The sequence below is a fragment of the Pseudomonas sp. W17 genome, from assembly GCF_040268305.1.
GTDB classification, from domain to species: Bacteria; Pseudomonadota; Gammaproteobacteria; order Pseudomonadales; family Pseudomonadaceae; genus Aquipseudomonas; species Aquipseudomonas protegens.
The window spans coordinates 5,478,193-5,489,641 of the sequence record NZ_CP158490.1; the positions used below are offsets into that span (position 1 = coordinate 5,478,193).

At 65.8% G+C, this 11,449-nt stretch carries 11 protein-coding genes; 2 read left to right on the forward strand and 9 right to left on the reverse strand.

The annotated features are described in order from the left end of the window. Positions 1 to 157 precede the first annotated feature (157 nt). Positions 158 to 298 carry a hypothetical protein gene (locus ABCR88_RS25050; protein ID WP_015636715.1) on the forward strand — a complete coding sequence of 47 codons (141 nt, stop codon included), beginning with the start codon at positions 158 to 160 and terminating at the stop codon, positions 296 to 298. Here the strand turns inward: ABCR88_RS25050 and ABCR88_RS25055 are convergent. From ABCR88_RS25055 to ABCR88_RS25095, 9 genes are all read right to left on the reverse strand, one after another. After that, positions 277 to 969, reverse strand: a complete 693-nt coding sequence (locus ABCR88_RS25055) for a response regulator (protein WP_011062823.1) — start codon at positions 967 to 969, stop codon at positions 277 to 279. The two genes, ABCR88_RS25050 and ABCR88_RS25055, sit on opposite strands and share 22 nt — an antisense overlap. Continuing rightward, entirely contained in the window at positions 966 to 3,638 is a 2,673-nt protein-coding gene (locus ABCR88_RS25060; protein WP_350404916.1) for a sensor histidine kinase KdpD, read from the reverse strand. The genes ABCR88_RS25055 and ABCR88_RS25060 overlap by 4 nt, the downstream gene beginning before the upstream one ends. A 78-nt stretch (positions 3,639 to 3,716) precedes the next feature. Next, positions 3,717 to 5,789 (reverse strand): potassium-transporting ATPase subunit KdpB, encoded by a 2,073-nt coding sequence (kdpB, locus tag ABCR88_RS25065; RefSeq protein ID WP_011062825.1) that lies wholly within the window; start codon positions 5,787 to 5,789, stop codon positions 3,717 to 3,719. Between the two features lie 12 nt (positions 5,790 to 5,801). After that, positions 5,802 to 6,485, reverse strand: coding sequence for a potassium-transporting ATPase subunit KdpC (kdpC, locus tag ABCR88_RS25070; RefSeq protein ID WP_350023113.1), 684 nt, complete (start codon positions 6,483 to 6,485; stop codon positions 5,802 to 5,804). 9 nt (positions 6,486 to 6,494) lie between these two features. Continuing rightward, positions 6,495 to 8,201, reverse strand: coding sequence for a potassium-transporting ATPase subunit KdpA (kdpA, locus tag ABCR88_RS25075; protein ID WP_015636718.1), 1,707 nt, complete (start codon positions 8,199 to 8,201; stop codon positions 6,495 to 6,497). A gap of 13 nt (positions 8,202 to 8,214) precedes the next feature. After that, positions 8,215 to 8,385, reverse strand: coding sequence for a hypothetical protein (locus ABCR88_RS25080; RefSeq protein ID WP_011062828.1), 171 nt, complete (start codon positions 8,383 to 8,385; stop codon positions 8,215 to 8,217). Next, entirely contained in the window at positions 8,369 to 8,467 is a 99-nt protein-coding gene (gene kdpF / locus ABCR88_RS25085) for a K(+)-transporting ATPase subunit F (protein ID WP_019093583.1), read from the reverse strand. Before kdpF ends, ABCR88_RS25080 begins: the two co-directional genes overlap by 17 nt. A 257-nt stretch (positions 8,468 to 8,724) precedes the next feature. Beyond that, positions 8,725 to 9,213, reverse strand: coding sequence for a GyrI-like domain-containing protein (locus ABCR88_RS25090; RefSeq protein ID WP_011062830.1), 489 nt, complete (start codon positions 9,211 to 9,213; stop codon positions 8,725 to 8,727). A 69-nt stretch (positions 9,214 to 9,282) separates the two neighbouring features. Continuing rightward, entirely contained in the window at positions 9,283 to 9,945 is a 663-nt protein-coding gene (locus ABCR88_RS25095) for a LysE family translocator (RefSeq protein ID WP_011062831.1), read from the reverse strand. A 279-nt stretch (positions 9,946 to 10,224) separates the two neighbouring features. Between ABCR88_RS25095 and alaC the strand changes: the two genes are divergently transcribed. Further along, positions 10,225 to 11,436: an alanine transaminase gene (gene alaC / locus ABCR88_RS25100; RefSeq protein WP_041119576.1), complete on the forward strand. Its 1,212-nt coding sequence runs from the start codon at positions 10,225 to 10,227 to the stop codon at positions 11,434 to 11,436. Positions 11,437 to 11,449 lie beyond the last annotated feature (13 nt).

The following is an 11,449-nucleotide window of genomic DNA, read 5'->3' on the forward strand; positions in this document are numbered from 1 at the left end:
GCGTATGCATTGCATAGGGATCGAAGGGGCCGCCGTAAAGCTTTCATATAAGCCCTGGCAACGCCTGCGCCAAGGGCTTATCTATCAGCTCCCCGACGTCAGGGTGGCCAGCCCGAGCGGGCTGGAACCGCCCCGTCCTGCCCCCAGGAGCTTTCCCATGAGCAATATCCAGATCGGCCTTCTACTGCTGTTCGGCATTGCTGCCTTCGGCTGCATCACCCTGTACATCGACTTTGTCCACGAACGGCGCCGCGGCGAAAAATCCCTGGGCCGGGATCACAGCCCCACCAGGCGGTAACCCACCTGCAACTCGGTGATCAGATGCTGGGGCTGGGCCGGATCGGCCTCCAGCTTCTGCCGCAGATGGGCCATGTGCACCCGCAGGTAATGGGCGCGGTCGACGTAGTCCAGGCCCCAGACTTCCAGCAGCAACTGGCGATGGGTCAGCACCCGGCTCTGGCCACGGATCAGCGCGCAGAGCAGACGGTACTCGATCGGCGTGAGGTGCACAGGCAGCCCTTCGCGGCGCACCTCATGGGTGGCCAGGTCGACCTCGATGGCACCAAAGGCCACCTTGCTGGTGGCGGCCGCCGTACCGCTCTGGCCATGACGGCGCAGTTGCGCGCGAATCCGCGCCAGCAGTTCCGGCACGCCGAACGGCTTGACCAGGTAGTCGTCGGCGCCGGCATCCAGGGCGGCGACTTTCTCGTCCTCCCGATCCCGGGCCGACAGCACCAGGATCGGCACCGCCAGCCAGCCGCGCAGCTCGCTGATCAACTGCTTGCCGTCGCCGTCCGGCAGGCCCAGGTCGACGATCACCAGGTCCGGCTGGCGGCTGGCGGCATGGATCAGGGCGCGCTTGACGCTGTCGGCCTCGAACACCTGGAAACCTTCGTCCTCCAGGGCGATACCGACGAAACGGCGGATATTGGCTTCGTCCTCGACGATCAGGATGCGTGCGCTGCTCATAGGGTTTCCATGGAAGGCGGCTGACCCGCCGGCAAGGTGATGACAAAACTCAGCCCGGCATCGGCATGAGGCTGGGCCTCGATGCGCCCGCCATGGGCCTCGACGATACGTTTGGCCAGGGCCAGGCCCAGGCCGATGCCGGCCACGGCGGATTCCTGCTGACCGCGACTGAAGGCTTCGAACAGGCTGGCCGGGGAACTGCCCTTCGGGCAGCCCGGGCCGCTGTCGCTGACCTGCAGGATGATCTGCTGGTCGACCTGGCGGGCGCTGATCTGCACCAGGGTCCCGGCCGGGGTGTACTTGGCGGCGTTGTCCAAAAGGTTCACCAGCACCCGCTCCAGCAACAGCGCGTCCACTTCCACCAAGGGCAGCTGCGGCGCCATGGCCACTCGCAATTGATGCCCGGCCAGGGGCTCGCGCAGCTGGCGCAGGGCACTGCCGACAATCTCCTCCAGGGAGTTCCACTGGCGATTCAGGCGTACCCCGCGCTCCTGCATGCGCGCCATGTCCAGCAGGTTCTCGATCAGCCGCTGCATGGACGAGGCCTGATCGTGAATCCCTGCCAGCAGGTGCTTGAGCGGGCCCTGCGCAGCATGGGGCAAGGCGGCGTCGGCGGCGCCGATGATGGTGGTCAAGGGCGTGCGCAGGTCATGGGAAATCGCCGCCAGCAGGGTGTTGCGCATGCGCTCGCCCTCCATCTGCAGCACAGTGCTCTGGGCCACCTCGACGTAATGCACGCGCTCCAGGGCAATCGCCAACTGGCTCATGCAGGCCTCCAGCAGGCGCTGTTCTTCCGGCTCCTTGAGGCGTTCGGCTTCCTCGGCTTCAAGCACCAGCACGCCACGCACCCGCATCGGCGCCTTGAGCGGCAGATAGCAGCCCTTGGCCGCCGCCAGGGTATCGGTGCCGCGCCCGGCCGGTTGGTCGTGGTCATAGGCCCACTGGGCGATGCTCTCGTCAATGGCCAGGGTATTGGCGCTCAGCACCCGCACCCGGTTCTCGGCATCCGGCAACGCCAGCCCGACCCGGGCCTCGAACACCCCGCTGAAGGTACGCAGGGCCACGGCGCAGATCTGCTCCTCGGTCAACGCCGCCGACAGCTCACGGGCCAGCCCGGCCAGGGAGGTGGCACGGCGCTCGCCCGCGGCCGCGGTCCGCGCCTCATGGCGCAGGCGCGCGGTGAGCTGGCCGGTAATCAGGGCAATTCCCAGCATCAGGGCGAAGGTGAAGAAGTACTGGGTGTCGTTGACCGTGAACGACCACACCGGCTGGACGAAGAAGAAATCGAAGCACAGCACCGCCAGCATCGCCGCCCAGACGCCGGGGCCACGCCCGTAGCGCAGCGCCACCAGGACCACCGTCAGCAGGAACAGCATGACCACGTTGGCCGGGTCGAACACTTTGAGCAGCAGCGCCGCCACCGCGGTGGCGGCAAAGCACGCCAGGCTCGCCCACAGGTAGGCCGGCGCGCGGCTGGGCGGCAGGCCGGCCTCGGGCTTGTCCACTGGCGCAGGGCGCCGGCTCAAGGGCCCGTTGGCGATCACGATCTGGTCGATTTCCGGGTGCTGGCGGCTGATGCGGTCGCTCACCGACTGGTGCCAGAACTGCCAGACCTTGCGCGGGTAATGGCCCAGCACCAGGCGATTGGCGTTGTGCTCGCGAGCACAGGCCACTAGGGCTTCGGCGACATCCATGCCGGGCAAAGTGGCGGTCTCGGCGCCAAACTCGGCGGCCAGGGCCAGGGTCTTCATGGCCGCCGCATAACGGGCGGCGCCGGCACCACGGCGCTGGGCCGAAGCCACGTGCACCACCATCCAGTCGGCTTCGAGCTTTTGCGCCAGGCGCGCGGCTTCGCGCACCAGGCGCTCGTCCGCCGGGTCGCCGGCGACCCCCACCAGCAAGCGCTCGCGAGCCGGCCACAAGGCATTGATCGAACGCTCGCGGCGATAGTCGCGCATCTGTGCATCGACCCGGTCGGCGGTGCGGCGCAGAGTCAGTTCACGCAGGGCCAGCAGGTTGCCCTTGCGAAAGAAATGCCGTGAAGCGCGTTCGGCCTGAGGTCCAAGGTAAACCTTGCCGTCCTTGAGGCGGCGCAGCAGGTCATCCGGCGGCAGGTCGATCACCAGCACTTCGTGGGCTTCGTCGAACAGGTGGTCGGGCACCGTCTCGCGCACCCGGATGCCGATGATCCCGCTGACGATGTCGTTAAGGCTTTCCAGGTGCTGAACGTTGAGGGTGGTCCAGACATCGATGCCGGCCCGCAGCAATTCCTCCACGTCCTGCCAGCGCTTGGGATGGCGCGAGCCGGGCACGTTGCTGTGGGCCAGCTCGTCCACCAGCAGCACCGCCGGGTGGCGCGCCAGGGCGGCATCCAGGTCGAACTCCGGCAAGGCGTAGTCGCGGTGCATCAGGCGGTGGCGCTCCAGCACTTGCAGCCCTTGCAGCAGCTCGGCGGTTTCCCGCCGGCCATGGGTTTCCACCACCCCGGCCACCACGTCGCGGCCCTGGGCCACTTCGTTGCGCGCCGCGGTGAGCATGGCGCAGGTCTTGCCGACTCCGGCGTTGGAACCGAAATAGATCCGCAGTTTGCCCCGTTGGGCCGCTTGCTCGTCCTGCTGCAGTTTTTCCAGCAGCGCATCGGGATCGGGGCGACCGTCGCGGGGCGGCATGTCAGCATCGAGAACAGCCATGTGCATCCTTAAATGGACAAGGCGGCACTCGAAAGAGCGCCGCCTTGCAAGTCCCTGTCAGACCAGGCCGAGGCCGGCCAGCAGCATGTCGATCAGCTTGATACCGGCGAAGGGTACCAGCACCCCGCCCAGGCCGTAGATCAGCAGGTTGCGGTTGAGCAGCGCCGCGGCGCCAATGGCCCGGTACTTCACCCCCTTGAGCGCCAGGGGGATGAGGAACACGATGATCAGCGCGTTGAAGATCACCGCACTGAGAATCGCCGAGTTCGGGCTGTTCAGGTGCATCACGTTCAGCGCCGCCAGTTGCGGGTAAGTGGCGACGAAGGCGGCCGGTACGATAGCAAAATACTTGGCCACGTCGTTGGCCACGCTGAAGGTGGTCAGGGCGCCGCGGGTCATGAGCATCTGCTTGCCCACTTCCACCACTTCGATCAGCTTGGTCGGGTTGCTGTCCAGGTCCACCATGTTGCCGGCTTCCTTGGCCGCCTGGGTGCCGCTGTTCATGGCCACCGCCACGTCGGCCTGGGCCAGGGCCGGGGCGTCGTTGGTACCGTCGCCGGTCATGGCCACCAGCTTGCCCTTGGCCTGGTAGTCGCGGATCAGTTGCAGCTTGTCCTCGGGCCGCGCTTCGGCGAGGAAATCGTCGACCCCGGCTTCCACGGCGATGGCCGCCGCGGTCAGGCGGTTGTCGCCGGTGATCATCACGGTCTTGATGCCCATGCGCCGCAGCTCGGCGAAGCGCTCCTTGATCCCGCCCTTGACCACGTCCTTGAGCTCCACCACGCCCAGGGCCTGGGCGCCTTCACTGACTACCAGCGGCGTACTGCCACGGCGCGAGACTTCATCGACCTTGGCCTGCAAGGCCGGCGGGAAGCTGCCGCCCTGGGCCTCGATATGCCGGCGGATGGCATCGGCCGCGCCCTTGCGGATGCTCCGGCCCTCGGGCAGGTCGACCCCGCTCATGCGGGTCTGGGCGGTGAACTGCACGAAGCTGGCGCCCAGGGCGTGAAGGTCACGCCCACGGATGTCGAACAGTTGCTTGGCCAGCACCACAATGCTCCGGCCTTCCGGGGTTTCGTCCGCCAGGGAAGCCAGTTGCGCGGCTTGCGCCAGTTCGCTGTCCTTGATCCCCGGCGCCGGCAGGAAGGCGCTGGCCTGGCGGTTGCCCAGGGTGATGGTGCCGGTCTTGTCCAGCAGCAGCACGTCCACGTCCCCCGCCGCTTCCACGGCGCGGCCGGAGGTGGCAATGACATTGGCCGACATCATCCGGCTCATGCCCGCCACGCCGATGGCCGAGAGCAGGCCACCGATGGTGGTGGGGATCAGGCACACCAGCAGCGCCACCATCACCGTGGCACTGATCACACTGCCGGTGCCGCTCATGGCCACGGCAAAGATCGAGTACGGGCTCAGGGTCACGATCACCAGCAGGAACAGCAGGGTCAGGCCCACCAGGAGAATGGTCAGGGCCACCTCGTTGGGAGTCTTCTGGCGCTTGGCCGACTCCACCATGGAGATCATGCGGTCCAGGAACGACTCGCCTGGGTTGACGCTGATGCGCACCACCAACCAGTCCGACAGCACCCGGGTGCCGCCGGTGACCGAGGAGAAATCGCCCCCGGCCTCGCGGATCACCGGCGCCGATTCACCGGTGATGGCGCTTTCGTCCACCGTGGCCACGCCTTCGATGACCTCGCCATCCAGGGGCACCAGGTCGCCGGCCTCGATCAGCACCACCATGTCCTTGCGCAGTTCGCTGGCGGCCATGGGCAACCAGGCGGCGCCATGCCGGGGCTGTTGCAGCAGCTTGGCCAGGGTCTGGCGCTTCATGCCCTTGAGGCTCGCCGCCTGGGCCCGGCTGCGGCCCTCGGCCAGGGCTTCGGCAAAGTTGGCAAACAGCACGGTGAACCACAGCCACAGGGTGATGCTGAGGATAAAGCCGCTGGGGGCCTCACCCTCGCCGCCCAGGGACTGGAACCACAGCAGGGTGGTGAGAAGGCTGCCCAAGTAGACCACGAACATCACCGGGTTCTTCCACTGCGCCTGGGGCAGCAGTTTCTTCACGGCATCCAGGCACGCGGTGAGCACTAGCCCACGGTCGAACAACGCTATACGAGGGTTGCTACTCATGATCGACGTCTCTTACTCACTGGCCGCAACGGACGAGGAATGCAGGGGCGCTTGGGCATCCAGCGCCAGGTTGAGTTGCAGCACATTGACCCGGGGCTCGCCCAGCAGGCCGAAGGTGCGGCTTTCGCTGTGCGCCTGCAGCAGCATCAGCACGTCCACGGCGGCCATTTGCCGCTGGCGGGCCACCCGGTTCAGTTGCAGCCGGGCGTTGGCCAGGGAGATGTGCGGGTCCAGGCCGGAGGCCGAGGCGGTCACTGCGTCCACTGGCACCGGCATGTCTGCCGCCAGGCCATTGAGCTGGCGATAGGCGCTGACCCGCGCGGCCACGCTGTCCACCAGCTTCTGGCTGGTGGGGCCCAGGTTGCTGGCGCCGCTGGCCCCGGCGTTGTAGGGCTGGGGCACACTCTTGCTCGGGTCCAGCGGATCGCTGCCCAGGGTCATGCTCGGGCGGCCCTGGAAATACTCCGGGCGGTCGAACGCCTGGCCGATCAGCGCCGAGCCCACGACCCGGCCATCACGCTGCACCAGGCTGCCCTGGGCCTGGAACGGAAACAGCAGGTTGGCCAACCCCGTGGTAACCAGCGGATAGGCCAGCCCGGTGAGCAGCATGAAGAACACCGCCGACACCAGCACCGGGCGCAACAGGCCCTTGAACAGCAGCGCGGTGGCGCCCTGGGTTTGCATTTGCGTAGTCATCACAACCCCTTACTTGTAGGTCTGGCCGGCGAGCAACTGCAGTTGCTCCACCAGCGGGCCGAGCGCGAGGGCCGGCAGGAAAGTCAGGCCACCGACCACCAGCACCACGAACACCACCAGCAACATGAACAGCGGCGTGGCGGTGGGAATGGTGCCGGCACCGGCCGGGATGTTCTTTTTCGCCGCCAGGGAACCGGCCACGGCCAGCATCGGCAGCATGGTGAAGAAGCGCCCCATGAGCATCGCCAGGCCAATGGTGGTGTTGAAGAACGGTGTATTGGCGTTCAGGCCGGCAAACGCCGAACCGTTGTTGGCGGTGCCCGAGGCGTAGGCGTAGAGCACCTCGCTGAAGCCATGGGGGCCCAGATTGTTGAGGCTGTTGAGAGTGCCCGGCCACAGTGCCGCCAGGGCGGTGAAACCGAGGATGCAGATCGGGTGCGCGAGCACCGAGAGCATCACCAGCTTGATCTCCCGGGCCTCGATCTTCTTGCCGAGGAACTCAGGGCTGCGGCCGATCATCATGCCCACCAGGAACACCGTCAGCAGGGCGTACTGGATCAGGTTGATAAAGCCCACGCCGTCGCCGCCGAACACACAGTTGAGCATCATCTGCGCCAGGGGCACGAAGCCGCCCATGGGGGTCAGCGAGTCGTGCATGGCATTCACCGAACCGGTGGTGGCGCCGGTGGTGGTGGTGACGAACAGCGCGGTGTCGGCAATGCCGAAGCGCAGCTCCTTGCCTTCCATGTTGCCGCCGCTCTGGGTCTCCGACATCTGCTGGTCGGCACCGGCCTGGGTCAGCAGCGGGTTACCGCCCTGCTCCGCGGTGAAGACAATCGCCAGGAAGCCGATGAACATCACCAGGAAAGTGCCGAAGAACACCCAGCCCTGACGCCGGCGCAGCAGCATGCTGCCGAAGGCGTAGGTCAGGGCCGAAGGGATCAGCAGCATGCTGAGGATGTGCAGGACGTTGGTCAGCGGCGTCGGATTCTCGAACGGGTGGGCGGCGTTCATGCTGAAAAAGCCGCCACCGTTGGTGCCGATGTGCTTGATCGACTCGAAACTGGCCACGGCGCCGACGATCAGTTGCTGCTGGGCGCCTTCCAAGGTGGTGGCCAGGGCCTGGGAGTTGAGGGTCTGAGGCATGCCCTGCCAGACATAGACCAGGGCCATGATCAGGCACAAAGGCAGCATCACTCGGTACAGGGTTCGGGTGAAATCCACCCAGTAGTTGCCCAGGTCCGCCGAGCTGGAACGGCTCAGCCCACGAATGAAACCGGCTGCCGCCACCACGCCGGCGGTGGCGCCGACGAACATCAGGAAGGTGATCACTGCCATCTGGCTGAAGTTCGACAGGCTGCTTTCACCTGAGTACGCCTGCCAGTTGGTGTTGGTGATAAAGGACGCGGCGGTGTTGAACGCCAAGTCCGGGGTCTGCGCCGCCAGCCCCAGGGGGTTGAGCGGTGTGCTGCCTTGCAGGCGCAGCAGCAGGTAGCCCAGCAGCATCATCGCCGCATTGGACAGCAGCAGGGCCGAGCCATAGCGGGCCCAGCCCATGGTTTCAGCCGGGTCGATCCCCAGCAGGCGGTAGGTGGCACGCTCCGCCAAGGCGTGGCCACGGCCGCTGAAGACCCGGGCCAGCCATTGGCCCATCAGCGCGGCCAGCCCGGTCATCAGGCCGAGGATCACCGCGTATTCCAGCACAGTACTCAACATGTCGATGCTCCGTTCAAATCTTGCCCATGGCGACGATGACCAGGGCCGTCAACACAAAGAACCCCAGGGTCAGGCCCACGAAGATCAGGTCGAACATGGCTGGTTTCCTTTCTGGTAGATGCCCGGACGGGCGAATGAAAGTGGGTGGCAGTTGCTGCGTGCGGTCATCAGAATTTCTCGGCACGGATCAGCGCATAACCCAGGTAGGCAAACAGCAGCACGGCGCACAAACCACTGGCGCCGTAGATGAATGGCAGTGTCAGCAAGGCAGCTCTCCCCTTAATGCTCAAAGGCGGTGCCGGGAGCGCAAAGCGCAACCCGGGCACGGCCGGTCAGGGCACCCGCGACGGGCGCCGGCAGGGAGTCGGGAACGCCTCGTCCACCGCTCTCCTCTGCGCCACGCAGGTTAGGTGAGGGCGCATCAAGGTCGGGCACTGATTGCCGGGGGCGGCATTAAGACGGCGTAAAGATTGCGGCGGTGCGGGGCGGGAGAATCGGGGACGGGACAGCGCCCCCGAGAGGGTCATTCACTTTTCAGGGGCAGCCAGATTTCCAGTACCCCGGTGCCGGCCTGGGGGTTGAAGTCGGCGCTGTAGCGCTCGAATTCCGGGGCATCGGCGGCCTCTCGACCCGACTGGGGCAGCCAGGTGTTCCAGATGTAGTCGAAGGTCCGGGGCAAGTCCTGCAAGGCGCCGCCATGCTCGAACACCGCATAGTGCTGCGGCTGCACCTCGATCCAGCGATAGCGCTCGGGCAGATCGTCGAGCTTGCTGATCTCGACCCCGGCGATGTACTCGAAGCCGCCCTGGCCGTCGGGGTTGCAGCAGATGCCATAGGTCTTGCGGTCGACCTGCCCCGGCACCTTGCCAATGTGCGGCACAAAGCGCTGCCACAGCAGGCCGATGTCCTGGCGAGTGGCAGGAGTGAATCGTTCGCCGAGGCCGGCGATCAGCAAAAAACGCTCCCTTTCGAAGCGCGGTTCTGGGCCTCTGCCCTGTTCTTGCTCATCCATGAATGCCACTCCTGCCGCAGAAAAGATGGGTTCGGCACGAAGTATAGAAGCCAATAGCCAAGGCCAGGATCAGAGCGCCGGAAGGTCTGCCGCGCCCGTACCAAGGATGAACTCCTGGTAGCCGGATAGAATCACGTACACCGCGAAATAGCAGAAGATCGCCGCAGATGCCAGGTAGGAATAGCGCAACAGCTTGTCCCCCAGCAGCTTGCCGCCCTGGGTCGCGGCCAGGCACAGGCCCAGGGTCCAGACCAGCCCGGCACAGAAAAAGCCGGCCAGGAACAATCCCGAATCGGCAATCCCACCGCCCCCGGATCGGGCAATCAGGGTGCCGCCCACGGCAGCGAACCAGAGGATCGCACTGGGGGACGACATGGCCAGGAAGATCCCGCGGAAAAACTCCCGGCGCGGCGAGCCCTGGTCCGCCTCCCCGGCGGTGGCCAGCACCGCGCTGTGATGGAGGGCGGCGTAGATCATCTTCGCCGCGAAGTACACCAGCAGGGCCGAACCGCCGATCCACAGCACCCAGCGCACGCTTTGGTATTGCAGCAGCACGGTCATCCCGGCCAGGGCCAGCAGCGCATAGATCAGGTCGCCGACACAGGTCCCCAGGCCCAGGCAGAAGCCCTGGAAATAACCCCGTTGCATGGCCAGGGTAATCATCGCGATATTGGCCACGCCGATGTCCAGGCACAGCGAAAGGCTCAACAAGAAGCCGCTGGTAAACTCCATCATTCATCCCGTGTGCTGCTGTTGTTCGAAGAGGGGCGAGGTGCGAGGAGCCCGGAAAAGCCGGGCCGGCTGAGGCAGCTCACAGCCCCTGCAGGCAAGAAGCGTGCACGTTATAGCGGCAAATCCTGCACCCTCGCAAATCCGCCCGGCGCACCAAAAATAATTTTCCGCGCCTCTGGACAAGCCGGCGGCGGCGCCCGTATCGTCTGCCCCGCAGGCCACCGCAGTGGCCAACGTCGCTCGGACGGTTCCGGGCGCTTACGTCTTTTCGAGGCAACAATGGCCGAACAAGGTTCGCCGCGCCGCTTTGCGCGCATCGATCGTCTTCCCCCCTATGTTTTCAATATCACTGCCGAGCTGAAGATGGCTGCGCGTCGGCGCGGCGAAGACATCATCGACTTGAGCATGGGTAACCCCGACGGCCCTACCCCGCCGCATATCGTCGAGAAACTGGTCACCGTCGCCCAGCGCGAAGACACCCACGGCTACTCCACCTCCAAGGGCATTCCGCGGCTGCGCCGGGCGATTTCCCGCTGGTACAAGGACCGCTACGAGGTCGATATCGACCCGGAAAGCGAAGCCATCGTCACCATCGGATCCAAGGAAGGCCTGGCGCACCTGATGCTGGCCACCCTGGACCAGGGCGACACGGTGCTGGTGCCCAACCCCAGCTACCCGATCCACATCTACGGCGCGGTCATCGCCGGCGCCCAGGTGCGCTCGGTGCCGCTCGTGCCCGGGGTGGATTTCTTCGCCGAGCTGGAGCGGGCCATCCGCGGTTCGATCCCCAAGCCGAAGATGATGATCCTCGGCTTCCCGTCCAACCCCACCGCCCAGTGCGTGGAGCTGGACTTCTTCGAACGGGTGATCGCCCTGGCCAAGCAGTACGACGTGCTGGTGATCCATGACCTGGCCTACGCCGACATCGTCTACGACGGCTGGAAAGCCCCGTCGATCATGCAGGTGCCGGGCGCCAAGGACATCGCGGTGGAGTTCTTCACCCTGTCCAAGAGCTACAACATGGCCGGCTGGCGCATTGGCTTCATGGTGGGCAACCCGGAACTGGTCAGCGCCCTGGCGCGGATCAAGAGCTACCACGACTACGGCACCTTCACCCCGTTGCAGGTGGCGGCGATTGCCGCCCTGGAAGGCGACCAGCAATGCGTACGCGACATTGCCGAACAGTACCGGCAGCGGCGCAACGTGCTGGTCAAGGGCCTGCACGAACTGGGCTGGATGGTGGAGAACCCCAAGGCCTCGATGTACGTCTGGGCCAAGATTCCCGAGGCCTACGCACACCTGGGCTCCCTGGAGTTCGCCAAGAAGCTGCTGGCCGAGGCCAAGGTCTGTGTCTCGCCGGGGGTGGGTTTTGGTGAATACGGCGACGATCACGTGCGCTTCGCCCTGATCGAAAACCAGGACCGGATTCGCCAGGCAGTGCGCGGCATCCGCGGCATGTTCCGCGCCGACGGCCTGGCAGCGAAAAACTGAGATGGCTTGAGCC